Origin of the sequence: Actinoplanes awajinensis subsp. mycoplanecinus, assembly GCF_001509495.1 — a bacterium.
GTDB classification, from domain to species: Bacteria; Actinomycetota; Actinomycetes; order Mycobacteriales; family Micromonosporaceae; genus Actinoplanes; species Actinoplanes palleronii.
This window is the reverse complement of record NZ_LLZH01000318.1, coordinates 323,996-350,120: the sequence shown is the minus strand read 5'-3', so window position 1 is coordinate 350,120 and position 26,125 is coordinate 323,996. Positions and strand designations below refer to the sequence as shown.

The following is a 26,125-nucleotide window of genomic DNA, read 5'->3' as shown; positions in this document are numbered from 1 at the left end:
CCAGTTCGTGGGCGCCGGGTGGCACACCGCCGCCGACGCGATGCTCGCCAACACCTCCGCCGCGATGGCCCGAGAGCACCAGAACGCCGCTAGGCAGCACCTGACCAGGCTGGCCGCGTGAACGGCCGTCAACTGTCAAGCCTGCCTTGACGCGCTGCTGCGAACAGCAGCTGTTGGGGCCCTCGGACTGGAGTGAGGAATTGATGACGACAGCGTCCGTTCCGGCGACGCCTATCGAAGGGCTGTGGACGATCGACGACGTCTCGGCCTTTCTGCGGGTGCCTACCGCGACGCTCTACCAGTGGCGGCATCACCGTGCGGGTCCACCGGCCTTCAAGGTCGGGCGGCACCTGCGCTACGACCCTGCGGCCGTGCGTACCTGGCTCGCCTCGCGGGAGGTGTGATTCGTGGCCGTCGACGATCTGTGGTACTTGAAGGAGCGGGGCCCCGACGGTGCCCGCCTGCCGTCGAAGAAGCACGGCCGGGGCAAGCGCTGGCGCGCTCGGTGGGTGGACAACCTGGGTGAGGGCCGGGAGCGGCTCTTCGAGCGGAAGGCCGACGCCGACCGGTTCGACGCCAACGTGCGTGCAGATCTGAGCCGGGGCCAGTACATCGATGATCGGGCTGGTCAGGTAACGGTCGCTGCGCTTGCGGAGCGTTGGCGGAATGACCAGCTTCATATCGACAGCACGGCGATCCGGGTCGAGCACGCGATTCGTCTGCACATCGTGCCGGGCCTCGGCCACATGCAGGTCGGACAGGTGCGTCCGAGCAAGGTGCAGGCGTGGGTGAAGGACCGCAACCTGGTGCTCGCGCCGACCACGCTCCGGGTGGTGTACGGCTACCTGGGCGCGATGTTCGCCTCGGCCGTGCGCGACCGGATAATCGCGAGCTCGCCGTGTGTCGACATCCGGCTACCCGCAATCGATCGCGGTAAGCGAGTGATCCCGGGACCCGAGCAGGTGCACCGCCTGGCCGAGCTCATGCCGGACCGGCTGTCGGCGGCCGTCTACGTCGCGGCCGGCTGCGGCCTGCGGCTGGGGGAGGTGCTCGGCCTGGAGGTGGGGGATATCGACTTCACCACGGCGGAGCTGTCGGTCCGGCAGCAACTCAAGTCGCACAAGGGGCGTCCGCCGTACCTCGGGCAGCCCAAGACCAAGACGAGCGTCCGGACGGTCGAGCTGCCTGACGTGGTGGCAGTAGCACTGCGGGAGCACCTGCAGACGCTGGGGGAGCCCGTGGAGGTCGACGACGACACCGACCCGCGTCGGCCGACCCGTCGGCCCGCCGCGCTCTTGTTCCGAGGAGCCGACGGCGGCCCGGTGATCGCGTCGACCTTCTCGCGCACCTGGACGCCGGTGCGGGCCAAGGTAGGGCTGCCGATGCGGTGGGGGTTCCACGGGCTGCGGCACTACTACGCGACGTTGCTGATCCACGCCGGGGCGAGCGTCAAGACGGTGCAGCTGGCGCTCGGGCACTCGACGCCGACGATCACGCTCAACGAGTACGTGCACGAGTGGCCGGACGCTTTGGACCGTACCCGGTCACTGGTTGACGGGGCGCTCGGCACACGCGAAACGGCGGCCACGTCGGCTGGGAGCCGAGCATGACCGCCGTTCCTCAGGTTGTGCCCGAGTTGTGCCCAAGATCAGATCAGCGAGTGTTTCCGCTGGTCAAGCCCTTGGCCAACGTCACACGTTGTAGTACATCTCGAACTCGTGCGGGGTCGGGCGCAGGCGCACCGGGTCGATCTCGTTGGTGCGCTTGTAGTCGATCCAGGTGGAGATCAGGTCGTCGGTGAAGACGCCACCGGCGGTGAGGTACTCGCTGTCGGCCTCGAGCGAGTTCAGCACGCCGTCGAGCGACGCCGGCACCTGCTTGACGCTGCCCCACTCCTCCGGCGGCAGGTCGTACAGGTCCTTGTCGATCGGTGCCGGGGGCTCGATCTTGTTCTTGATGCCGTCCAGGCCGGCCATCATCTGCGCCGAGAACGCCAGGTACGGGTTCGACGACGGGTCCGGCACGCGGAACTCGATGCGCTTGGCCTTCGGGTTGCTGCCGGTCACCGGGATACGGGTGCAGGCGGACCGGTTGCGCTGCGAGTAGACCAGGTTGACCGGCGCCTCGTAGCCGGGCACCAGGCGCCGGTACGAGTTGACGGTCGGGTTGGTGAACGCGAGCAGCGACGGCGCGTGGTGCAGCAGGCCACCGATGTACCAGCGGGCCATGTCGGACAGCCCGGCGTACCCGGTCTCGTCGTAGAACAGCGGCTCGCCACCCAGCCACAGGCTCTGGTGGGTGTGCATGCCGGAGCCGTTGTCACCGAAGAGCGGCTTCGGCATGAACGTCACGGTCTTGCCGGCGGCCCGGGCGGTGTTCTTGATGATGTACTTGAACAGCTGCATCTGGTCGCCGGCGTGCAGCAGGGTCGAGAACTTGTAGTTGATCTCGGCCTGGCCCGCGGTGCCGACCTCGTGGTGCGAGCGCTCGACGGTGAAGCCGGTGTCGATCAGCTGGCGGACCATGGTGTCGCGCAGGTCGGAGTAGTGGTCGACCGGCGAGACCGGGAAGTAGCCACCCTTGAAGGTGGTCTTGTAGCCCAGGTTGCCGCCCGCTTCCTCACGGCCGGAGTTCCACGCGCCCTCGATCGAGTCGATGTAGTAGAACGCCTGGTGAGCGGAGGTCTCGTGGCGGATCGAGTCGAAGATGTAGAACTCTGCCTCGGCGCCGAAGTACGCGGTGTCGGCGATGCCGCTGGCGGCGAGGTACGCCTCGGCCTTCTTGGCCACGTTCCGCGGGTCACGCGAGTACGCCTCGCGGGTGAACGGGTCGTGGATGAAGAAGTTCAGCGCGAGGGTCTTCTGGATCCGGAACGGGTCGATGAACGCCGTCGCCACGTCTGGGAGCAGCATCATGTCGGACTCGTGGATGGCCTGGAAGCCGCGGATCGAGGACCCGTCGAAGGCGAGGCCGTCGGTCACCACACTGTCGTCGAACGACTCCACCGGGATGTTGAAGTGCTGCATCACGCCGGGGAGGTCACAGAACCGTACGTCGACGAACTTGACGTCCTCGTCTTTGAGGTATCGCAGGAGTTCCTCGGGATTGGCGAACACACGTCCTCCTGGCACAAGTTTTTCCGATACCGGGCGGCATGGGCCGCCACCTGGCAAGGCTGGTCGCGACGTTATGGGTACGGAGTTGCCCCGGCGTATCCCTATTGTTTCCGCCGTGTTACGTAACTCTGATGATCAGGCACGGCGCGAGCGCGAGGCGACCCCAGGAACCTATCGCGTACGCTCGGCGGTCGTGGCAGCTTCCGCGAACGACACCCCTGCGGCCCCGGCCCACCTGGAACCGGCCGGCGGCGGTCAGCGGCTGATCGCGCTGCTCATCGACTGGATCCTCTGCCTGCTGGTGGCCAGTCTGTACGCCAGCCCGTACCAGGTGCAATGGCCTCCGGTCGCCCTGTTGATCGTGGTGAACACCGTCTTCATCGGGCTCTTCGCCGAGACCCCCGGCATGCGCCTGGCCCGGATCCGCTGCGTCGGCCACCCGGACGGCGGCCGGATCGGGCTGCTCCGCGGTCTGTACCGCGCGCTCCTGCTGGCCCTGCTGATCCCGGCCCTGATCGCCGACGACCGCGGGCGGGGATTACACGATCGGGTGGCCGGCTCGATCGTGACCGGCAAGCCGCGCGGCTGACCCGGCCTACCGCCCGACGCTCTTCGCGTCCCGCGGATGCCACGAGGGCGACCCCAGCACCCGCTCCTCGACGAACCGGATCACCGGCCGCCCCAGCACATCGTCCCGCCGTACTCCCGAATGGACCTTGCCCGCCTCGGTGCCGGCGAGCGCCTCCAGGTCGTCGAGAAGCACCGCGAACTCCGCCGGGCTGGTGTAGAACACCACACCCTCGGGCTGATCCGCGGACCCCCAGGGCAGGGTGAACCGCTCGGTCCGCCCGGCCAGCGCCGCGTTCGGTGTCACCGTGTAGCGGGAGTGCAGCAGCGCCAGCAGGCGCACCAGGTCCGGCTCGCGGAGCTCGCCGTCCGACTCGGGCGGAAGGTTGGCCTCCGACCACGGCGGGCCGAGGCCGCTGAGGTCGTCGAGGAAGGCGATCTCCGGGCCGAAGTTCAGTGCCACGGCGTAACTGCCCCGGTGCAGGTGCGCGTCCTCGGCCGGTCCCTCCGCGCCCGCGAAGGTGACCCGGACGTAGTAGTTCGCCGGCGTGCCCACCTTCATCGTCGCTCCTCTTCTCCGGTGCGGGTCATCGGCCGCCGCCGAGGATGCGGCGGATCTCCGGCTCGTAGGGTGGCTCGTCGCTGCGGCCGGTCATCACGCCGCCGCCCGGGGTCGGCACCTCGAACGCCCGCTCGTCGGTGACGATAGCGTCCGCCTCGTCGTCGTGCCGGGCCGGAACCGCGTCACTGCTGGTGCGGCGCTTGCCGAGCTCGGGCGCGACGGTTCCCGGCCGGTGCTGCGGCGGTGCCTCACGCGACCGGGTCGCGGCCTGGCTGCGCAGCCAGCGGGGCACGTCCTCGAGCCCCGCGGCGAACGACCCGGCCGGCGGTGTCCCCGGCGCCTCGAGCGTGCCCGAGCCGGCGCCGGCCCGCGCCTGTTCCGTACCGAAATAGTCGGCCCACGGACTCGGGCGCCGGTCGTCCTGCGGTTCGCCGCGCCGCCGGGCGGGCTGTGGCGGCAGTGCCGGCCCGGAGGGCCGATTCACCATCGGCGAGGTGGTGCCGTCCGGACGGTAGGCGGCATCGCTGCCGCGTTTCGCGTCCGGGCGCAGGTCTTCGGTGCTTCCGGGCCGCCGCCGCTCCCGGTTTCCGGCCGGATTTTTCAGTACGGGCGGAGCCGAGCTGCCCGGTCCCCGCCCGAACGTCTTCTCGCCGTCGACCGGGGCGCCGGGCACCCGCGTCGCCGCGTCACCGCGTCGCCGGTCGCCGAGCCGTCCGGCCGGCGGCGACGTGGTCCCGGCCGGGTTGAGGGTGCCGCGGCGCAGCGTGCGACCCGGCGGCTGACCCAGCCCGGGCGGTGGGGCGGTGCCCCGGCCGAACGAGTTCCGGCCCAGCTGGCCGGGGTTGGGCGGGAGTGCCGGTGTGGTGGTGCCGGGGCGCACCCCGGTGGCGCCGGGGCCCAGCCCGGGCGGGGCCAGGCCGGGCTTCAGACCACCGGGCAGCCGGCCGGGCACACCCGGGGGCAGCACCGGGATGCCCGGGGGCAGCCCGGCAGCGCCCACCGGCGGCGCACCCGGCTGATTCGGGAGGGCGGTCCCGGGCGGCGGCGTGCCGGGCTGCCCCGGTGTGTTCGGCGAGGGCGGGGCGGGGTTCGAGACGTTGATCGGTGGCGGCAGCGGGAGGGGCAGACCGGGTGCCACGACCGGCGGCGGAGGCGCCGAGCCCAGGCCGGGCGGTGTCAGGAACGACGGGCTGCCCGGGTTGTTCAGCACCGCGTTCATCGGCTGGACCGGCGGCCCCGTCCCGGTGGAGAGCGTGGCCAGGTAGTCGAAGTACTGGTTGCCGTAGTCGTACGCCAGATCTTGGGCCTTTGTCCGGTATTCCCGGGCGACCTGGTCGACGTCGGCGTGGATCTCCTCCTTGCCGGCCGCGTCCCAGCCCTGGCCGTTGGTGACCCAGGCCCCGAGGTGCTCGAAGAAGCCGAGGTCGCCGGTCTCGGTGAGTTTCTGCCGGTACTCCGCCTCCAGCAGGTCCATCTTCTGCCGGGCCTCCCGGGTGATGGTCACCAGGTGCCGCAGGGCGGTGCGGTTGGTCTGCGCGGCGGCGATCCACATGTCGAGGTAACCGAGCGTCTCGCCGGGCCCGCGCTTGAGGAACTCGGCGGCGGCCTTCGGCGACGTCCACTCGTCCTGCAGCGCGGTGCTGCGCCCGGCCACGAACGACTTCACGTCCTCGAGGAACGTCACCGCGTTGTCCCACTGGTCGGCGAGGGCGGCGATGTCCTCCGGATGCATGTTCTTGATCTTGCGTTGGACGGCCTCGAACGTCAGCTCGTTGCCCTCGCCGGCCTTCGGGGTGAACGCCGCGTCGGCCGGCTCGTACGTCTTGTAGTGCGTGTACCCGCTGTACGGGCTGTACCCGTAGTTCGGGTCGGCGCTGAAACCGAAGTAGTTCGCCATGGCTAATCGGTCACCTCGTCGTAGTACGGGTCGTACCTGACCGCGATCGGCTCGACGACGCCGGGCTGGCCCTCGGTCTGCGTGCCGATCGTCAGCCGGTCGGTCTCCTCGAGATGGGTGCCGTGTCCCTTGTCGTCGCGGACGCTCTTCTCCGAGGTCTCGGTGACCACCTGATCGCCCGGGTCCAGATCTGTGATCTTCCGGTTGGTGACGGCGCCCTTGGCGTTCAAGGTGTCCTCCACCTGATGCCGGACCTCACCCCCTGAGGTGTACGAGGTGGTCTCGACACTGCCGCCGGTCGGCTTGCCCTTGGCGTCGAACGACCGCGTGGTGGTGGTCTGCGTGTCGGTCCGGCTGTCGAAGCTGACCACGGTGTGCGTGGAGCCGCTCGCGACGACGTGGCCCTTGGCGTTGTAGACGGTGGTGCTGACGACCGTGCCGTTGCCCGGGACGGTCACCGTGACCATCTCGCGCCGCTCGCCGTTCGGCCCGGTGGCGGTCTGCAGCGTCTGGTTCGGGCCGAGCTGCTTGGCCTCCCCGTCGTCGGTCCACAGCTCGCTCCCGGCGCTCAGCGGCTTGCCCTTCTGCTCGGACAGCTGCTCCGCGTACGTCTTCCCGATGCTCGAGGGCAGCCCGTCCGGCCGGGGGACGCTCTTGTCGCCGAACGCGAAGAGCACGTCGTTGAGGGACGCGGCCGACATGGCGTCGTTCGCCTCGTACGAGTCGGCGACGGTCTGCGCCGCCATCCCGACGTTGTGCAGGGTCTTGCCCAGCTGACCGAGATAGACCAGGAACTCCGACCCGTTCGCGGTGAGCATCGACTTCGCCGCGGTGGCCTCACCCAGCACGTCACCGGTCCACGCGTCGTTCGGCATGGAGATCAGCCGGCTCAGGTGCGCGCCACGGGCTCCGAGGTCGAGCTGCTGATCGGCCATGTGCTTCGCGTACGCCCGCAGGCCCTGCAGGTCGACCTTCAGCGGCGGCCCGCCGCCGAGCCAGTCGGCCTGCGTGTTCGTGGCGGTCTGCTCCGCGTACGGATCGATGTCGCTCATTGCGCCTCCCCGGTTTCCGCCGCGTGGCCGCCTTCGGAGGTTAGTACACCGGGTGGCCGGATCCGGTTCGGCGCAAGGCCGATGTGGAGGTTCGAACCGAACCCGGCAACCTGGTGTACGACCTGACATAGCCCACACGGCGCAACGGGCGGGGTAGCCCGAACTATTGCTCTTGGTTACCTTCGGAACACAGTGCGCCACCTTCGAGGATCGGGGTGAACCACGTTGTCAGGAACTCCGGGTATGGGCCAGGTCCATGCCACTCAGGAACAGCTCAACGCGATGGCGCAGCGGTGCGAGGACACCGGGCAGAACGTGTCCCGGGGGATGGCCCAGCTGCTCGATCGCATCCAGTCGCTCGGCGGCGGCGGATTCCAGGGCACCGCGAACAACGCGCTCCAGGACGTCTCCGTGCAGCTGAACGACGGCCTCACCAAGATCATCAGGGCGCTGGACGAGCTCGCCGGGAAGATGAGCAACGCGTCCAAACAGTACGGCGCGCACGACGAGGACGCGGCGCAGGAGATCCGTTCCGCGGCCGCCGCCACCGGCGACAGTTCCGTCATCAGCATCCTGCGCGGCTGACCGCAGATTCTTCGGAGAGGCGAATCATGAGCATCACCTACAACTTCGGCCAGATCAACGACGTCGCGGCCGCCATCGGCACCTACGAGGGCCAGATGGACCAGCAGCTCAACGACCTCTACACCGCCTTCACCCAGCTGTTCGCGCAGGACTGGACCGGTTCGGCCGGCACCGCCTGCGACGAGGCCCGGCAGAAGTGGAACCAGGGCGCCACCGAGATCAAGGCCGCGCTGTCCAGCGTCGGCGTCAAGCTCGGCACGTCCGCCGAGCGGATGCAGCAGATCGACCAGCAGATCGCTGCCGGGATGTGAGTCGCACCGGCCGCCGGTGACCACCGGCGGCCGCTGGACGAGAGGTGAGAGCTGATGGCGGACGTACCCGGGCGCCCCGACTGGAGCGCTCTGCACCACATGGTTTCCGACCTGCGCAAAGCCACCTCCGAACTGCCCGAGATACAGCGGCGGATGTTGTCGGTGACCGGTACGGCCTCGTCACCGGACGGACTGATCACGGCAGTGGTCGGGCCGCGGGGCCACCTGATGGAGCTCGGGATCGACCCGCGGGCGCTCCGCCGGCCGGACTCGAAGGCGCTGTCGGCGACGATCCTGCAGACCGTGCGCGCCGCGATCGAGGACGCCGGCCGGCAGAGCACGGAGGTGCTCGACGACGTGCTCCCCGGTGACCTGCGGGCGCTGGCCGGCACCGACGTACGGACCTTCGTCGGCAGCCACGACGCCGATGTGCGGGGCCGGGCGGAGGACGGCCGTGGGTGAGTTCGTACAGATCAGGACGTCACCCGCGGACATCGTCACCATCGCGAACAGCATCCGGAGCCGGGGCGAGGCCCTCGAACGGGCCGTCGCGGCGCACCTCCCGGCGATCGAGGAGCGCGAACGGCGGGAGAAGACGTTCCCGCCCGACGAGTTCACCGGGGACTTCCACGAGCAGTACACCGCACCGGCCACCGGCGTCCGAGGCACTCCCTCGACGGTGAACCAGGCCGTACGGGAGGCCGCGCTCTTCTGCGCCGAGCAGCTGACCCACATCGGCGAGTACGTGGCCGGCGCGATGGCGACCTACGACGTCACCGATCAGCAGGGTGGCGCCGACATCGCCGCGGCGGGCCACCACGATCCGCAGTGAGGCGGCGTCGTGTCCAGCGGTGACGATCACGAGATCCTGACCACCTTCCTCGACTGGTTCACGTCGATCGAGGAACACATCCCGGGCGCCCGCGACAAGGTCGGCGAGATCCTGCTCGGTGCGCTCCCGTTGGCCCGGGCCAACGACCTCTACGACCTCGCCGCCCAGTGGGGTGACCTCGCCGGGACGCTGAACGACGCGTACGAGGACATCGCCCAGGCGGCCAACGGCATCCTGGAGAACTGGACCGGCGACGAGTCGTCGGCGCAGTTCGCCCAGCAGTGGTTCGACTACCTGGACGGCCTCCGGCAGACCGCCGTCAGCGCCGAGCAGTTGCAGGCGAGCGTGCAGAAGGTCGGCCTTGAGGTCGAGCTGATGAAGTTCATGGCCTTCGTCAACCTGGCGATGCTGGCCGCCTCGTTGTTCATGCTGATCGTTGCGATGATCCCGTCCGGCGGTGGCTCGCTCGCCCTCGCACCCGGGATGTACACGACGTGCCGCAAGGGACTGATGGAGGCGGCTGCCGCGACCGTACGAAAAATTGCCTCTATCTCGCTGCGCACGTCGCTGAAGTCGATGAAGAACCTGTTCCACGGACTGCCCGGCGCCCTCGGACGCGGGGTGCCCCGGGCGATCACGGCAGGACGCAACGTCTTTCCGCGGGTCGCCGGAGCCCTCCGCGGCAAGCTGTCCTCGGCCGCCCTGCGACAGGCAGCCAAGACGGCGATCGCCAAGGGGCTCACCAACGTCACCCCGCGCGCGCTGATCAGCCGGGGGATCTCCAAGGCGGTGGCACAGAAGCTCGCGGCGAAGGAGCTGCGCCGGTTCGCCTCCGACCGGATCACCGGCACCCTGAACCGGCAGACCCGGCGGGAGCTGCAACGGGAGCTCGCCCGGGACGTCCGCCGGCAGCTCATGGAGAAGTGGACCAAGCAGAAGATCGCCCAGAAGGCCGCGTCGACCACGGCCGAGAAGGAAACGCTCGCCGAGCTGAAGAAGATGGCCGCCCGGCAGGTCGCGGAGAAGGGCCTCGGCCCGGAGTTCGCGAAGTACGTCGGCACCCGGGCCGGCTTCGGCGCGATGTTCATGGGCGGTTTCGACGTGCTCGGCCAGGGTCTGCAGGGACTGTCCGGCAACCGCACCGAGATGGACTGGGCACACGCCCGGAACAGCGCGGTGCAGGGCGCGGCGTTCGGCGCCGGCATGTTCGGCGGCCCGCTCGGCCACGCGTTCGGCGGCGCCCTGGCCGGCGGCGCGGTCGCTCTCGGCACGGAGATGGGCGGCGCCGACGGCATCAACTGGACGGCGGTCGGGCACGGCGCGATGCAGGGCGCCGAGGCCGGCGTCATCCTCGGCGGCCAGACCCACCTGGAGAGCTCACACCTGGGCGGCCGCCACCTGCGGATCGGCGAGGACATCCAGGTGCTGCCCGGCGCGAGGGAGGGCGACTTCACCGTCGTCTCGGCCCGCGCGGCCCACAACGAGAAGCTCACCCTGACCAGCGACGGCGAGTTCGCCTGGCAGACCGACTACAACGGCGGACGCTCCGGCCAGAGCGAGGGCTTCCAGCCCCCGCCGGCCACCGGACCCTCCCCGCACCCGGCCACCACCAGCCCGGGCCACGTGACGGGCATGGCCGCAGCCTCGATCGCGGCGACCAGCGCCCCCACCCCACGAACCGAAGCACCGGCCCCGCGAACCGAAGCACCGGCCCCGCGAACCGAACCACCGGCTCCCCGAACCGAAGCACCGGCTCCCCGAACCGAAGCACCGGCGCCCCGCCCCGAAACGCCGGCCCGTCCGGATGCCGGTGGTCGGCCCCCGGAGACCATCGCGGCCCGCTCCACCGGCACAGATCCGACCCAGGCTGCTGCGAATCCGAATGCAGCCGTTCCCGATCCGAGCCGGGCTGTGCCAGATCCGGCCCGCGTCGCTCCGGATCTGAGCCACCCCACTCCAGACCCGGCCCGAGCCGCCGTCGGCGCCGGCGAACCGCCGCACGGCGAGCACATCCCGGCTCGGCCGGACAGCGTCGGCACCGATCGCCCCACGGCGGACGGCAACCCGCCGTCTGACAGCGGGCCACCGACCTCGGCCCGACCCGAGCACACCGCGGTTGCGGTGGACCGGGGCAGCGACACCGAGCCACGAGACCCCCGCGGCGGCGATTCCGGCGTACGGGATGGGGGTGGTCATGGCCGTGATCTGGCGCCGGACAGCGGCCTCGCCGGGCGCGGCCCTACGCCGGACGGCGATCCTGCCGGGCGCGGACCGGTGGCGAGTCATGATCTTGGGAGCCGTGATCCTGCTTCGGGGGGTGATGTCGCCAGGCCCGCTGATCGGGCCGCAGGGCAGTGGGCTGTTTCGGACAGCGGGCTGCCTGGCCGGGCCGGTGGTGAGCTGCCGGAGGCGTTGCGGATTCAGGAGATCCTGCGTGGGGAGGACGGGCCGGCGCGGCCTGCCGAGGTCTCCCCTCGGCGCGAGGTCGCGCGGCTGGAGCCGCCGGAGGTGGAACGGCTCGGCCCGGACCTTGCCGACGGGCGGTTGCGGGCGCGGGGTGGGCCGGAGCAGCACGGGCGGTGGGCGGCCGAGCATCTGAGCGACCGCACGGAGGCGGGCGGGTCGCGACCGAAGCCGGGTGAGGAGATCGCGCGGACCGTCGACGACGTCGCTGACCAGGCAGCGGACCATATGACGCCGCGGCCTGACGAGGCGACGAGCCCGGAACGGGCGGCGCACGAACAGGGCCGGCAGGATCGGGAAGTGAGGCCGGAAGAGGCCGTTGACCAGTCGCGGGCCGATGCCGGTCGAGATGGGGACCAGGTCGAGCGTCCGGAGAACGATCATCCGGCCGGACACGATCCGGATGGCCCGGAGCCGAGGCGGCCGGGGGAGCCGCGGACGCCGTTGCGTGACTTCTTCTCTGAAGCCATGGAAGCGAGCCCGGAATGGAACGAGGGCGTCAGGCGAGAGTTCGCCCGGGAGCTGTCCGGGCGTGATTTCGCCGGATTGGACGTCCGCGTGGACCACGTCCGGGCAGGAAGCCGCTCGCTGGACGTCGCGATGTCGGTGGTCGACCCCGCCACCGGTGAGAAGGTCGGCGTCATCGACCGCCGGATCGGCGTGGACCGGAGCACCGGAGGTATCGAGGTCCAGCACCTGAGGTTCGACGTGAAACCGGAGTACCAGAACCTCGGGTTCGGTCGGGCGTTCAACGATCACATGGAGGGCTGGTATGTCGAATCCGGCGTCGATCGGATCGTTCTTCAGGCGGGCAAATCGGTTGGCGGCTACGCCTGGGCCCGGGCCGGCTACGACTGGCACAACAACTCCGACTATCAGGCGAAAGACGTCCTCAGCCGGCTAGAGGCGGCGGTGGGGAATCTCCAGAAGGACCTTGATCTGCTGGTCTCCACATCTCGCCGAGGCGCGTGGGAGACCGTCGGCAACATCATCGCCAAGCACGGCTACCCGGATGCCGCGTCGGCGTTCGAGGGCATGTCCCGTCAGAAGGACGAAGCGTCATCTGTCTTGGACCGGGGACGATCCTTGCCTTACCGGAGTCCGCGCTTTCCGACGCCTCACGAGATCAGCCAGGTCGGGCGGACCGACCAGGGAGGCACCTCGGCGACGTGGATCGGCAAGCGGGCCATGCTGGGGTCGGGCTGGCACGGCGCGAAGGTTCCGGAGATGCGTCCGGAGGCACCGTTGAGGGCGGAGCCGGCGGCATCTGTCGCCAGGACGGATCAGCACTCGCGCTCCGATGCCCTGATCCGGGACGGCCTGGATTCAGTGGTGGAATCCAAGCCGGATGCCGGGTTGGCTACGCCACATGATTCTCCTCGTCGCGCGGAAGATCTACATGGTCCGGAACGCGGCGATGGAGAGCCTGCCGATCATTCCGAGACGGAGCCGTATGCGGCTGCACGGCGGGAGGCGGATTCCACCGGCCAGGAGTACGACCCGTTCCGGGACACCGGGGAGAGCTACACCGACGCTGACCGGGAGCAGATGCGGGACCGGATTGACCGGGCGCTGAATCCGGGCCGCTATGAGCAGGACGAACTTGTTGGGAGTCCGAGGGACGGCGATCCGTTGGTGGACTCGGCGCCTGCGGATACGCCTCCGGAGGGCACCCGCCAGGTGCCGGATCACTCGACGAGCACGCTGTCGGGTCAGGAGATCGCTGACCATCTTCGGCCGCGACTTGGCAATGATCTTGCTGATGGCATCGGCCGAGTCATGGAGCGGGATGCGGCGGGTTCCGATCTCGCTCCACGGCTGAATACTCCCGGGGAGCTTGACCGGACATCGGCAGCACTGGCGGAACTCGCGGCGGGAGACGCGCTCGAACCGAGCAGAGGCTGGTTGGAGAAGTTCAACCAGCTCAATCCGGGTGCGGGGCGGCTGTTCGAGCCGGTGGCCGACCACGTGAACCGGCTGGGGAGCGGCGCGGATCGTGCTCGGGAGTTCGCCGACATGATTCGGGCGGACGATCCCGCCCGAGATGTCGGACCTCACCCAGATGCCGGGCAACGCGCGCTGGTAGCGGACTATGCCGCTCGCATGGAGCATGACCTGGCACCGGTGGCCGAGGCCGAGGCGTCGACCGTCGGGGGAGAGGCGGCTCGGCAGGCCGGTGGCGACGTGAGGCTGTCCATCCGGTCGCGAGACGCCAGCTCGCTGCATACGGAGGTTGATCGACTCGTCAAGGGCAGCTGGACCGAACCGGGCCGGCCTGAGGCGAGAGTGGGCGACGTGCTCGATCCGGTGACGGTACGTCTGACCGTGTCGGACATGACTGTCCTGGACGCCGTCTACGAGAACGTGCGGGCGCGGTTCGGGGTCGGTGACGGCGGTCGCATCCTGCATGTCGACAACACCTATGCCCATCCGCGGCCGGGTCTTCGCTCACCTGCCGAGCGAGGGATCTCAGTGATCATCAGGGCAGAGGTCGAGGGGCGTTCACACACGTACGAGTTGGAGCTGAGGACCGAACGGGCGGGGCTCGCGGCGGACCTGAAGGACGTGATGTCCCGATCGCTCGGGGATGACCTGTCGTCCGAGCAGGCGCGCGCGATTGATCAGATGGTGCGGGAGGCGGCGGCTCTCGACCAGCTGGAGTCCAGGTCGGAGACGATCGCTGACGCTGAGTCCCGGGCTGCGCGGGACGCTGCCAAGCGGGACGCTGAACAGGAAATCCGCCAACAAGGAAAGGACAAGCGGTTTCAGGAATCTCTTGTGAAGAACGACTTGGTAGAGAATGCGATGTTCGAAGGCCTGAACGGGCTTGACCGAGGCAAAGCCGCGGAGGCCTTGAGTCATCTGCCAAATAAGATGACATCCGAACTTCGGAAGCGAGTCTTCGGATGGGCCTCCGATCAGGCTGATGGTGACGTGCGCGTCTTCGCCAATCGTGTCGAGTTTGCACGGGCTCGGTGGAATGAGATGGCGGGCGACCGGGAGAAGGCTCTCTACGAGTCGGCTCGTAGAGAGGATCCCGGGATCGACCCGAGAGGCTTCAAGACCGAGGGCCAAAAGCTTGCGACCAAGGCGATGGATTCTGATGAAGGCATAGCGCGCCTGAAGTCCGACCTTGAATATGATCTTCAGTATCTCGCTGGCAAGCCTCATTCGATCGGTCTGCCGGAGCAGGTGCATCCCGATCTAGTTGCATCCAGGCTTGTCGGGATCGAGCACCCGCCATGGGAGATGCCCGAAGCGGAGGCCTATCACGTCCGCAAGCACTTCAAGGAACTTCCCGACGAGGACATGTTTGCCGGCGAACCGATCGATATCTATACAAAGAGCCTATTGAAGACCCTTCTCATCGGTGAAATCACAGTCGAGCCACCTACCGTCGAGGGGGAAAGCACGGCAGTCATCTACCGAAGGGCGATCCTGGGATCCCAGTACACGATGCGAGCCAGGGTGTACCTCGGTGATGACGGATCAGCCGTGGTCGCAACATACGGAAGAGCGGAGCCCGGAAGATGACAAGTCGTCAGTTCACAGTGGAAGATCTGCAGGGCTTCGCGTTGAAGGCCCTCGAAACGGGTGTACCGGGCGACCCGCGGGTCCGTAGAAAGATTGCGGACTTTTTCCTTCTGCTGGTTGATCTGCATGCCCGGTATCCCGATGCCGGTCCTCGGGACGTAATGGGAGGTGCAGGGTTCTTCTCTACCGCGATCGCTCAGTTGCAGCGGCTGCGGTTCGACGCGACGTCGGCGGCCGACTGGCAGGTCGACGAGATCGAGGAAGCCTCTGACGAGCAACTGGAGCTTGCCCTGCGGATTCGCTCAGGGTTGCAGTATCTGCATGACGACTTTGCGGACACTGCGGCGGCGGGACTGGTCGACGAGAGGGTTCTTGCTGAAGCGGACGCCGCGACGAAGGACCTGCTCGACAAATACGGTCCGGCCGAACCGGACGATGTGCCGGCGTTTGTGCCGGTTTCACACTGGTGGTGGGACAGTTCGTTCCGGGCGGCCATGCCGGACTGGGTGACGGTGTATCGCTACGGCGAGGCCCCGGATGACCTGAGCGCCGCCTTCTACATCGCCGACCGGGCATACTCGCGACCCTGGCTGGCGCTGGCGGCGCGACAGGAGGCGTCGAGCTTCTTCTCCGATCGGAATCTGATCCGAGAGGTCCTGCGCGTCGAGGGGTCCGCTGGCTATGTCGGTGGCGCCCTGCCGACCTGGGACCAGTTCCGTCAGCGACATGTAGTGGACGGTGTCCCGCTGCCGGTACGGAGCGTGCCGCAGGACTACGTGCCACCGCCGGGCTGGGACGCGATGATGGCCGAGATCCAGCGGGAACGGGATGCGGCCTTCGCCGACCTGCAAGGTGCCGCCGCGGAGGCTTTCCCGAATGCTCCGACGCAGGTGAACTCGGTGGAGGGGCCGATGCGGTTTTCGCGTGGGGCGGTGCAGAAGCACGAGGAGTTGTGGGGCTTCCGCATCAACTTCATGGTTTTTCCCGGCTTCCCGGATAGTGTGCCGCCGGCTGAGGAGATCGCAGCGGTCTCGCCGAAGTTGTCGCAGCGGGGTTGGGTTGTTGCGTCGCACAGAGACAGTCCTGGAGAGCTGCACATGGAAGCCGCCCGTGGAGAATTTCGCCTGTCGGTCTTCGCTGAACCGGGAGCAGTCACTTTCATCGTGCTCTCGCCCAGATATCGCGCACCCCTGGACATGGGGCCCACCTGGATCATCGAGCCCCGCGTTGTGGGCAGTTAGGTAGGCGACGATGACTGATCGGGTTGACGCCGAGCCGGTCTACTTCGGTCGGCTGCGTCCCGGAGACTCGCTCTCCGATCCATCCTGGGTCCTTCGGCGCACGACCTCGGAGGTCGGGTCGGTCGACGAGATTCTTGGCCGTGACGGAGAGTGGCAACCGTCGGACATGCTGGCCCGCACTGAGCGCGGCGAGTTGCCGGGCACGCTGGAACTGCTGGGCCCGTTGTTGCCATCCGCACTGGCGAGCGTGGCGCAGCGGCGGTTCCGGGCGGTGCGGCGGGCGTTGGATCGCCAGCAGTCGGGTGACTGCCTGCTTCGGGTGGCGGTGCCGGGAACCGGATCCGCGTATCAGCGGCTCGACGACGAGGCACGAGCGGAGACCGTGGCCTTTCTTGCCGGGGCACCGTTGGTGGTTTCCACGGCAGACGGCGATTTTCGTACGGATGGAATGTGGGTCTGGCCGGAGTCGATCGCGCAGCGGGTGCTATCCACCGGAGATCCGCCCGAGGACGAGTTCTTCTTCCATATCCGTGAGCGCGCGTTCTGCTTTCCGGAGGAGGTGTTGCCCGGTGTGATCGATCGGGCCCGCGGGCTGCTCGAGGTGGCTGCTGCCGGTGTGGGATCCGGGCGGGTTCAGGAGGTCAGCGTGCCTGGGCGGGAGCCGCCGCCGACTCGGGCGGAGCGGTTGCGGGCTCTGGGTGCCTGGCACGCCGAGTGGCAGGCGAAACATGCTGGCAGCACGCCGTTCCGTCCGGAGCGCTATCCCGGTGACTCCGACTACAACCAGCACTACGTCGACGTGGAGGCGTCGCCGGAGGCGGACTGGGAGTACACCGTGCGGGCTCGCGAAATCATGGGTCTCGACCCGGAGACCGGTCAGCCGCTCGACCTGTAAAGCGACCAGTATCGATAGGGTGATGGGTGTGAAGGACGGTGGTCGGGAGTGGGCGGACCGCCGGGCCCGGCGGTTTGGTGGGCTCTGCTCGGAACGCTTCGGAGGTCGGCGTGACCGGGAGTGATGGCTGGGTGCCGGCCAATGAGGTGGAAGAGGCCATGGTGCTGGCCGCGGTGGCCGATGAACGGGCTACCTATTTTCAGCTGATCGCGGTCGCTGACCTGTATCTGCCGCAGCTCACCGGGGATCCGTCGGCCGAGCAGCGGTTTGTCACCGTGCATGCGTTCGGGCACGTGTTCCTGCCGGTGTTCACATCGGTGGAGGCGCTGGGGCGGCGGTTCGGGCATGCGGTCGACGGGTACACCGTCACCAGTTTTGCCGAGCTGCGGCGCAAGTGGCCGGATCCGGACTGGCGGCTCGCGGTCAACCCCGGTACGCCGATCGACGCCTACCTGCCGGTGGAGAGCCTTGCCGACGCCGCGGTCGGTGACCTCGCCGTCCCGGTCCTGGGTGAACTGGTCACCGCGGCCGGTGAGGCGGTGGCCGCGGAGGACGAGTTGCGCGCCCGGCAGGCGGCCGGCCACTATCCGGACCCGGACGCGGCGCTGGCGACCGCCGCGCGGGCCGGTGACGTGTACGGCCTCATGGAACGGCTGCTCGACGCGACGGTGCTGGTGCCGACCACCCGGCCGGTCGAGTTCGAGGAGATCGCGGAGCCGGGCTTCCCGTGGAGACGAGCATCGGCAACAAAGATCCAGGTGTTCACCTCCCTCGAGTCGCTGCTGGCCAGCCACCCGGCTCCCCCTCCGTACGCTGAAATGAATTTCTCCTTCGTGGTGGCCTGCTGGCCGGAGGGTTTCGTGATGGCGATCGACCCGGACGGGGAGCACCCGCTGGAGTTCGGGCCGGAGCAGGTGCCTTGGCTGTTCGGATTCGGTCAGGCGGAGGAGCCGGAATGAACCGGCGGGTGGCGATCGTGCTGGCCGTGGGTCTGCTCGGGGTGGCCGCCCCGGCACCGGCGCTCGCGGCCGACTGCGCGACCCCGACCGACGTCGCGACCACGGCGTGGCCCCGGGCGATGCTCGACATCGACGCGGTCAGCGCGTTCACCAGGGGCGGCGGCGTCACCGTCGCGGTCCTTGCCACCGGCGTCCGGGGCGATCATCGGCAGCTCGCCGGCCGGGTGCTGACCGGGGTCGACGCGGTCGGCGGGGGAGCGGCCGCGAACACCGACTGCACCGGCGTCGGCACCCAGGTGGCCGGCGTGATCGCGGCCGATCCGTCGGACGACAGCCCGGTCAGCGGGCTCGCCGCCCGGGCAACGATCCTGCCGGTGCGCGTGGTGCCGGACGCCGGTTCGGCGGAGAACACCGCCGCACCCGCGGCGCTGGCCAGCGGGATCGACCTGGCCCGGCAGAACGGCGCCGACGTGATCGTCGTGGCGGTTCCGGCCTATCAGGACAGTCGCGAGCTGCGAGCCGCCGTCGCGGCGGCGGTCGGCGGAGACGTGCCGGTGATCGCGTCGGTCGGTGATCTGGGCAGCGCTCAGGACGGCAACCCGACGCCGTTCCCGGCCGCCTACCCGGACGTGATCGGGGTCGGCGCGATCGACCAGAACGGTCAGATCTCCCCGGCGTCACAGCGCGGGGAGTACGTCGACCTGGTCGCCCCCGGTGTCGCGGTGCCCACCCTGCAGGGCGGGACCGGTTCGGCCCGGGGACTCGTCGAGGCGAGCGGCACGGCGCTGGCCGCGGGTCAGGTGGGTGCGGCGGCGGCGCTGGTCCGGAACCGGTCCGGGCGGATGCCGGTCGCCGCCCTGACCCGGCTGCTGACCGCGTCGGCCAGCCCGGCGGACACCGGGGACGCGTTCGGCGCCGGAGTGGTCAATCCGTTGGCGGCGGTCACCGGGAAGCTCACCGACCAGCGCGGACGGGCCCTGCCGGCGGTGTCCGCGCCGTCCGCGGACCGGGGTGACGCGGAGAACCGGCGGCGGGCCATGGCGTTCGCCGGCGCGGCTCTGGCCGCCGTCGCGGTGCTGGCGGTGCTGATGGTGACCGCGGCGATCCGGCGGAGCCGGCGGCAGCACTGGCGGCCCGGCACGGCGCCGCCGCTGCCCGAGCACGACGAGCCGGTCGAGCCGGGTCCGCCGGTGATGCTGCTGGAGAGAAAACCGTGATCAGGCCGGGCGCACAGCGGCTGCCGGGTCCAGGGTGACGCCGCGCGGGATCGCGCTGACCAGCGCGGTCGGTACCTCGGTCGCCGAGGCGGGGGCGTAGCCGAGCCGGCCGAGCGCGTCAGCGTTCGGCACCGCGTGCCGGAGTCCGAGATCGGTCACCACCTGGTAGCCGCCCGAGCCGGGCACCCGGACCAGCGCGAACCGGCCGGCCGGTACCAGGATCGCGTCGGCCAGCGCGCGCCCGCCGTCGGCACCGGCGGTCGGCACCGCGGCGGCGAGCCCGGCTGCCGCCCCACCCACGGTGATCGACGGCGGGGTGGTGGCCACCCGGGTGATCGCGCAGGCGGTGGTGCCGGCTGCCACTGCGGCCAGCTCCGGCGGGGTTTCCGGCTGGGTGTTGCCGGCCGCCGGTTTCAGTGGTGGAGAGTTGGCGACCACGGAGTTCGGGATGTCCTTCGGCTCGGCCGGGAAACTCGCGTTCAGCACGGTCTGTTGCAGTGGGGTGATGGGCAGCAGGCCATTCTGCAGCACCAGGTAGAACTGCTTGCCGTCGACGCCGGCCTTGGCCGACAGCACGTCACCGTTGGCGAAGCCTTCGACCTCGTCGGAGGGCTCGCCCCGGTTCTGCACCTGCAGGGGCGCGATGTCCGCGCCGGCCGGCACGGCGTTCAGCCAGGCGATGCCGACCGGGATCGGGTCGACCGCGCCGAACAGGGCCGGAAGGGTGGTCCGGGCGTCCCGGATCCGATGCTTGCGGCCGTGCCACACGAGCTGGCTGTCCCCGTCGGTCACCAGCAGGCCGCGTTCGCCCAGGTCGGTGCCGCCCGGGCCGGCCGAGCCGACGAGCAGCGCGGACGCCGGGTCGTCGCCCGGCACCACACACATCGTCCAGGGCAGGCCGATCTGCTGACCGGCCGCGGGCAGCGACGCCGGCGCGTTCGGGATGCCGATGGTGACCCCGCGGGGCACACCGGCGAGGGCTTTCGCGGCGATCCGGTAGACGGTCGGGTTGGGCCGCCCGGCGGCGAGCTTGGCCGAGGTGAAGTTCAGCGCCGGATTGAGCCGGCCCTGCAGGTAGACGAAGCTCGCGCCGGACTCCCGCTCGATCACCACCGAGCCGTCGCTCTTCCACTGGTCGGTGCCGACCTTGGTGAGGATGCCGTAGATGCCGAACCCCGCGCCGATCAGCACCGCCACCATCAGGCCGCCGAACAGCGCGCCGATCCCGCGGCGCAGCGGGGACTGCGCCGGGTCGGTCTCGCGCATCACGAACGCCGAGATGACCCGCTGATTGAGGAACTGGTACGACTGCAACTGATCACGCCGGGACGCCATCGCACCTCACCCGCCGATCGAGGAGAACAGCCCGCGGATGTCGTCGAACACGCCCATCACCGCGCAGGTCAGCGGGATCAACGCCATGATCGCGAGCACGTCGAGCAGGTCGGCGGCCCGGCCCAGGTACGGCGACGGCGGGCGCTGGCTGTAGACCACCGCGGCGGCCAGCGCGATCGCACCGGCCAGCAGCGCGGCGGCCAGCAGCAGCAGACCCGGGATCACGTCGCCGAGGACCGCGCCGATGCCCAGCTCGGCCAGCCCGGCGACGCCCGCCACCAGCAGCGGGCCGCGCTGCTGCGGGGTGGCCAGCAGCCGGGCGCGCAGCAGCAGCGCGGTCGTGCCGGCCACGATCAGCAGCACAGTGGACGTGTCCGGGCCGGTCAGGCCCAGATAGAGGATCGCCACGACACTGCTGAACGCGGCGGCCAGCAGCAGGCCGGTGAGCACCTCGTCGGCCCGGACCACGGCGGTGAAGACGTCCGCCCGGCGCGGCATCGGCTTGTCCTTGAGGATGTCCTCGGCCCGGTTGGGCAGCTCCGGGAACGGCAGCCGGCCGATCCAGCTGGCCAGCACCGGATATCCCGGCAGCAGGCCGATCGCGGCGGTCAGCGCGACCGCGGCGGCGCCCTCGCCCGATGTCCCGGCGAGGGTGAGCAGCGCGGCCAGCAGGCCGGTCAGCGCGATCGCGATGCCGGCCACGAACAGCCGGGGCAGCCCGGCCACCCCGGCGTGGCCCAGCACGCTGAGCACCAGCAGCACCGCCGAACCGAGCAGCAGAGCGGGCGCGCCGACGCCGAACAGGGCCGGGTCGGTGGCGCCGGCCAGCCAGGCGCCGCCGAAGAACGCGTAGGGCAGGCCGCTCGCGGCGACCACGGCACCGGCGCCCGCGTCGGTGAACGCGCGCGACAGCAGGATGCCGGTCACCGCCAGACCCAGCGCGACGGCCAGCGCGACGATCGCCGCGACGCTCCGGGCCGGGCCGCTGATCGCCAGACCGAGCAGGCCGACCAGCAGGGCCACGGTGAAGACCGCCAGGCCACAGCGGCGCGTCGCGGCAGCACCCCAGGACCGTCCGGCGCGTCGCGCGCCGCTCGCGATCACTTCGACCACATCGTCGTACGCCAGCTCCGGCCAGTCCTCCCGGGCCGGCTTGAGGTGCAGCAACTCGCCGTCCCGCACACCCTGGGCGGCCAGATTGCGCTGCGGTTCGAGCGCGGCGCCGGTGGCTCGCCGCAGCACCCAGCCGCCGTTGCGCTCGGCCGGTTCGCCCAACGCGCCCTCGGCGTGCCGGAGCAGATGTGGCAGCAGTTCGCCGACGAGCATGTTGTCCGGCAGGGCGATGTCCATCCGGCGGGTCGGCGCGGCGATTGTCACGCGGGCGAGGCTGGGGCCACCCGGTGCAGTCACGCGGTCACCTCCTGTATGGAACCGGCGTCACCAAACTAGCAGGGGGCACACCCGAATTCGCCCCCCGTGAATGCACCCGGATGGGGTTGCCGCGCCGGGTGAAGCCCTGCTTCTCTTGCGGTAGGACCCGATTCGGACGGCGATGGGGAGGCCCGGCGTGACCGTGACCATCGTGAAGCGCCCGCCACGCCGCCCCGCGCCCCTGATGCCCTCCGGCGAGGTGCTGCTCGACCCGCCGCCGGAGATCCCGCCACCGGCCGGCAAGGGCTGGACCAGGATGCTCATGGTGCTGCCGATGGGCGCCGGAGCGGCGGCGATGGGCCTGATGATGGGGGTGCAGCGCGGCGGCCCGCTGACCTACGTGGCCGGCGCGATGTACGGCGTCTCCGTCCTCGGCATGATCGCGATGATGGCGACGAACACCTCGGGCCCGGGCAAGCGCGAGATGATCGAGTCCCGCCGGCAGTACCTCCGCCACCTCTCCCAGCTGCGGGCCCAGCTGCGCAGCACGATCCGCCAGCAGCGCGAGGCGCTGTATTACCGCAATCCGGACCCGGCGACACTGTGGACGTTCGCCGACAGCGGCCGGCTCTGGGAGCGGCGCCGCAACGACGCCGACTTCACCGTGGTCCGGATCGCGGTCGGTGTCCAGGAGGTGGCGACCCGGCTGATCCCGCCGCAGACCAAACCGGTGGACGAGCTGGAGCCGCTCTGCGCGATGGCGCTGCGCAAGTTCGTCAACACCTACTCGGTGGTGCCGGACCTGCCGGTCTCGGTGGCGCTGCGGGACTTCTCGCACATCTACCTGCGCGGCGCCGACGCCGCGGTGCAGGACTTCTGCCGGGCACTGGCCGCGCAGATCGTCACGTTCCACGCCCCCGACGACCTGCGCCTCGGCGTCTGCGTGCCGGATCATCAGCGGGCCCGGTGGGAGTGGGCGAAATGGCTGCCGCACGCCCAGCACCCGGACAAGACCGACGCGGTCGGCCCGGTCCGGCTGGTCGCGCCGAGCGTGCCGGCGCTCGAGGCGATGCTCGACGACGTGCTGGTCAACCGGCCACGGTTCGACCCGTCCGGCCCGGCGCCCGGCGGCCCGCACGTCGTGGTCATCATCGACGGCGGGTCGACGGCCGGTTCTGATCACCTGATGACCGAGGGCGGCGTCGCCGGGGTGACCATCCTCGACCTGTCCGTCCCGCCGCCCCGGCTGCTCGACGACAGCTCGGTGGTGCTGGAGATCGCCGCGGACGGCACGGTCACCGGCACCACGATGGACGGTTCCACCGAGGTCGGCCGGGCCGACGCGCTCGGGGCGGCGGCGATCGAGGTGCTCTCCCGCGAGCTGGCGCCGCTGCGGCTGTCCGCCGCGACGTTCGGCGACCAGCCCGCCATCTCCCAGGACATGGGGCTGGCCGAGCTGCTGGAGCAGGACGACCCTTATCAGGTGGACCTGGAGACGCTCTGGGCCGGCCGGCCCAACCGGGACCGGCTGCGGGTGCCGATCGGCATCGGCGTCGACGGCCGTCCGGTCGAGCTGGACCTCAAGGAGTCCGCGCAGGACGGGATGGGCCCGCACGGCCTGCTGATCGGCGCGACCGGCTCCGGCAAGTCCGAGCTGCTGCGCACGCTGGTGGTCGGGCTGGCGCTCACCCACAACCCGGAGATCCTCAACTTCGTGCTCGTCGACTACAAGGGCGGCGCGACCTTCGCCTCGCTCGACCGGCTGCCGCACACCGCCGCGATGATCACCAACCTGCAGGACGAGCAGCCGCTGGTCGACCGGATGCTCGGCGCCATCCAGGGTGAGCTGACCCGGCGGCAGGAGCTGCTGCGCAAGGCCGGCAACTACGCGTCGGCGCGCGACTACGAACGGGCCCGGGCGGCCGGGGTGCCCCTCGCGCCGCTGCCCAGCCTCGTGGTGATCGTCGACGAGTTCTCCGAGCTGCTCGCCGACCGGCCGGACTTCATCGACATGTTCGTCCAGATCGGCCGGGTGGGCCGGTCGCTCGGCATCCACCTGCTGCTCGCCTCGCAGAAGCTCGAGGAGGGGCGGCTGCGCGGGCTGGAGTCGCATCTGTCGTACCGGATCGGCCTTCGCACGTTCTCGTCGATGGAGAGCCGGGCGGTGCTCGGTGTGCCGGACGCCTACGAGCTGCCGCACCACCCGGGGCACGGCTACCTGCGAGCCGGCACCGACGGGCTGGTGCGGTTGAAGGCGGCGTACGTGTCCGGCGCGGTCCGCCGGGAGGGCATCGTGGCGGCCGGCGGCACCCGGGCGGGCAGCCCGATCCGGGACTTCAGCACGTACTGGTCCGCGCCGCTGAGGGACGAGCGGCCGGAACCGGAGGGCGAAGGCCAGGAGGTCGAGGAGAAGGTTCAGGGCGACACCCTGATGGACGTGCTGGCCCGGCAGATGGAGGGCCGCGGCGCCCCGGCGCACGAGGTGTGGCTGCCCCCGCTCGACAAGGCGCCCACCCTGGGCCAGATGCTGCCGCCGGTGATCTCGATGCCGGACCGCGGGCTGATGGTCGACGCGGCCGAGCGGTTCGGCTCGGTGCACGCCCTGGTCGGTGTCGTCGACAAGCCGTTCGACCAGCGCCGTGATCCGATGTGGCTGGACCTCTCCGGCGCGTCCGGCAACCTGCTGGTGGTCGGCGGCTCGCAATCCGGCAAGTCCAACCTGCTGCGCACCCTGATCACCAGCCTCGCACTCACCCACACCCCGCGTGAGGTGCAGTTCTACGGCCTCGACTTCGGTGGCGGCCCGATCAGTGCGCTCACCGACCTGCCGCACGTCGGCGGGATGGCGACCCGCCGCGACACCGACCGGGTCCGGCGCACGATCGCCGAGGTGCACGGGCTGATGCGCGGCCGGGAGGACCTGTTCGCCCAGCAGAACGTGGAGGGCATGGCGGCCTACCGGCGGGCCCGCGCGCAGGGCCGGTTCGCCGAGGACCCGTTCGGCGACGTGTTCCTGGTGATCGACGGCTGGTCGACGCTGCGGGCCGAGTTCGAGGACCTCGAGCCGACGGTCAACGAGCTGGCCAACCGGGGTCTCGGGTTCGGCGTGCACGTGGTCGCCGCGACCAACCGGTGGATGGACGTCCGCCCGCAGGTCCGCGACGTGTTCGGCACCCGGATCGAGCTGCGCCTCGGCGAGCCCGCCGACTCGCTGATCAACCGCCGGGAGGCGGTGAACGTGCCGGAGCAGTCACCGGGCCACGGCCTCACCCCGGAAGGGCACCACTTCCTCACCGCGCTGCCCCGGATCGACCGCGAGCAGCGCGCCGACGACCTGTCCACCGCGGTCGCCGAGCTGGTCAAGCACGCCACCGAGCACTGGACCGGCCCGCCCGCCCCCAAGGTCCGCCTGCTGCCGCTCGAGCTGCCGTTCGAGGCGCTGCCGCCGGCGCGCGGCCCGGTCGTCCCGATCGGGATCGCCGAGGCCGACCTGCAGCCGGTCTGGCTGGACTTCGACGCGGAGCCGCACGTGCTGCTCTTCGGCGACATCGAGAGCGGCAAGAGCTCGTTCCTGCGCAGCCTGGCCACGTCGATCGTGGCCGGCAATAGCCCGTCCGAGGCCCGGGTCCTCCTCGTCGACCTGCGGCGCAGCCTGCTCGGCTGTGTCCCGGCCGAGAACACCATCGGTTATGGCACGTCGCATCAGGTGACCGCGGATCTGATCAGCCAGATCACCGTGGTGATGCGCGAGCGGCTGCCCGGCCCCGACGTCACCCCGGAGATGCTCAACAACCGCAGCTGGTGGAAGGGCCCGCAGCTGTATGTCCTGGTCGACGACTACGACCTGGTCGCCGCGGCCGCGCAGAACCCGCTGCTGCCCCTGCTGGAATTCCTGCCGCAGGCCCGCGACATCGGCCTGCACCTGGTGCTCACCCGCCGGATCGGCGGCGCGGCCCGGGCCATGTTCGACCCGGTCATCGGCCGGATCCGGGAGCTCGCCTCGCCCGGCCTGATGATGTCCGGCCCCCGCGAGGAAGGTCCACTGTTCGGCACGATCAAACCGCAGACGCTGCCACCGGGCCGAGCCTGGATGGTCACCCGAAAACACGGCGCGCGGCTGGTCCAGCTCGCCTGGACACCACCGGTCCGCTGACAAACCCCCATTTTGTACGGATACCGAGCGCCCGT

At 70.2% G+C, this 26,125-nt stretch carries 19 protein-coding genes; 13 read left to right on the top strand and 6 right to left on the bottom strand.

Translation table 11 applies throughout. The annotated features are described in order from the left end of the window. Positions 1-203 precede the first annotated feature (203 nt). Positions 204-404 (top strand): helix-turn-helix transcriptional regulator, encoded by a 201-nt coding sequence (locus ADL15_RS43035; RefSeq protein ID WP_067704853.1) that lies wholly within the window; start codon positions 204-206, stop codon positions 402-404. 3 nt (positions 405-407) lie between these two features. Continuing rightward, the gene (locus tag ADL15_RS43030; protein ID WP_067704850.1) at positions 408-1,610 is read left to right on the top strand and encodes a tyrosine-type recombinase/integrase; all 1,203 of its coding nucleotides are present in this window, start codon (positions 408-410) and stop codon (positions 1,608-1,610) included. An 81-nt stretch (positions 1,611-1,691) separates the two neighbouring features. On the opposite strand, the gene glnA is transcribed toward ADL15_RS43030, so the two are convergent. Next, a complete protein-coding gene (gene glnA, locus ADL15_RS43025) occupies positions 1,692-3,116 on the bottom strand; it encodes a type I glutamate--ammonia ligase (RefSeq protein WP_067704847.1) in 1,425 nt (474 codons plus the stop codon). Between the two features lie 193 nt (positions 3,117-3,309). On the opposite strand from glnA, the gene ADL15_RS43020 reads away from it, so the two are divergent. After that, on the top strand, positions 3,310-3,705 hold the full coding sequence (locus ADL15_RS43020) for an RDD family protein (RefSeq protein ID WP_067704844.1): 396 nt from the start codon (positions 3,310-3,312) through the stop codon (positions 3,703-3,705). A 6-nt stretch (positions 3,706-3,711) separates the two neighbouring features. Here ADL15_RS43020 and ADL15_RS43015 read toward each other — a convergent pair whose 3' ends face one another. From ADL15_RS43015 to ADL15_RS43005, 3 genes are read right to left on the bottom strand one after another with little or no spacing between them, the layout of a single operon-like run. Further along, positions 3,712-4,245, bottom strand: coding sequence for a hypothetical protein (locus tag ADL15_RS43015; RefSeq protein ID WP_067704841.1), 534 nt, complete (start codon positions 4,243-4,245; stop codon positions 3,712-3,714). A gap of 25 nt (positions 4,246-4,270) precedes the next feature. Next, complete coding sequence (locus ADL15_RS43010) at positions 4,271-6,142, bottom strand: WXG100 family type VII secretion target (protein ID WP_067704838.1); 1,872 nt, start codon at positions 6,140-6,142, stop codon at positions 4,271-4,273. Between the two features lie 2 nt (positions 6,143-6,144). Beyond that, positions 6,145-7,194, bottom strand: a complete 1,050-nt coding sequence (locus tag ADL15_RS43005; protein ID WP_067704835.1) for a hypothetical protein — start codon at positions 7,192-7,194, stop codon at positions 6,145-6,147. A gap of 243 nt (positions 7,195-7,437) precedes the next feature. On the opposite strand from ADL15_RS43005, the gene ADL15_RS43000 reads away from it, so the two are divergent. The 9 genes from ADL15_RS43000 (at position 7,438) to ADL15_RS42960 (ending at position 19,231) form a co-directional block, all read left to right on the top strand. Next, positions 7,438-7,779: a WXG100 family type VII secretion target gene (locus tag ADL15_RS43000; RefSeq protein WP_067704832.1), complete on the top strand. Its 342-nt coding sequence runs from the start codon at positions 7,438-7,440 to the stop codon at positions 7,777-7,779. Between the two features lie 26 nt (positions 7,780-7,805). Next, entirely contained in the window at positions 7,806-8,090 is a 285-nt protein-coding gene (locus ADL15_RS42995; protein WP_067704830.1) for a WXG100 family type VII secretion target, read from the top strand. A 54-nt stretch (positions 8,091-8,144) separates the two neighbouring features. Then, complete coding sequence (locus tag ADL15_RS42990; protein ID WP_067704827.1) at positions 8,145-8,552, top strand: YbaB/EbfC family nucleoid-associated protein; 408 nt, start codon at positions 8,145-8,147, stop codon at positions 8,550-8,552. Next, positions 8,545-8,922, top strand: coding sequence for a hypothetical protein (locus ADL15_RS42985; RefSeq protein WP_067704825.1), 378 nt, complete (start codon positions 8,545-8,547; stop codon positions 8,920-8,922). Before ADL15_RS42990 ends, ADL15_RS42985 begins: the two co-directional genes overlap by 8 nt. 9 nt (positions 8,923-8,931) lie before the next feature. Further along, positions 8,932-14,919, top strand: coding sequence for a WXG100-like domain-containing protein (locus ADL15_RS42980; RefSeq protein ID WP_067704823.1), 5,988 nt, complete (start codon positions 8,932-8,934; stop codon positions 14,917-14,919). After that, a complete protein-coding gene (locus tag ADL15_RS42975) occupies positions 14,916-16,160 on the top strand; it encodes a hypothetical protein (RefSeq protein ID WP_157441961.1) in 1,245 nt (414 codons plus the stop codon). The genes ADL15_RS42980 and ADL15_RS42975 overlap by 4 nt, the downstream gene beginning before the upstream one ends. A 10-nt stretch (positions 16,161-16,170) precedes the next feature. Next, positions 16,171-17,055: a hypothetical protein gene (locus ADL15_RS56105; RefSeq protein ID WP_232344899.1), complete on the top strand. Its 885-nt coding sequence runs from the start codon at positions 16,171-16,173 to the stop codon at positions 17,053-17,055. Between the two features lie 110 nt (positions 17,056-17,165). Then, the gene (locus ADL15_RS42965) at positions 17,166-18,014 is read left to right on the top strand and encodes an SseB family protein (protein ID WP_157441960.1); all 849 of its coding nucleotides are present in this window, start codon (positions 17,166-17,168) and stop codon (positions 18,012-18,014) included. Then, positions 18,011-19,231: a S8 family serine peptidase gene (locus ADL15_RS42960; RefSeq protein WP_067704810.1), complete on the top strand. Its 1,221-nt coding sequence runs from the start codon at positions 18,011-18,013 to the stop codon at positions 19,229-19,231. The genes ADL15_RS42965 and ADL15_RS42960 overlap by 4 nt, the downstream gene beginning before the upstream one ends. Here the strand turns inward: ADL15_RS42960 and eccB are convergent, their stop codons facing one another. Next, entirely contained in the window at positions 19,232-20,566 is a 1,335-nt protein-coding gene (gene eccB, locus ADL15_RS42955; RefSeq protein WP_067704808.1) for a type VII secretion protein EccB, read from the bottom strand. A 6-nt stretch (positions 20,567-20,572) separates the two neighbouring features. Then, positions 20,573-21,943 carry a type VII secretion integral membrane protein EccD gene (gene eccD, locus ADL15_RS42950; RefSeq protein WP_232344898.1) on the bottom strand — a complete coding sequence of 457 codons (1,371 nt, stop codon included), beginning with the start codon at positions 21,941-21,943 and terminating at the stop codon, positions 20,573-20,575. 190 nt (positions 21,944-22,133) lie between these two features. On the opposite strand from eccD, the gene eccCa reads away from it, so the two are divergent. Next, positions 22,134-26,090 (top strand): type VII secretion protein EccCa, encoded by a 3,957-nt coding sequence (gene eccCa, locus ADL15_RS42945; protein WP_067704802.1) that lies wholly within the window; start codon positions 22,134-22,136, stop codon positions 26,088-26,090. The last annotated feature ends 35 nt before the right edge of the window (positions 26,091-26,125 follow it).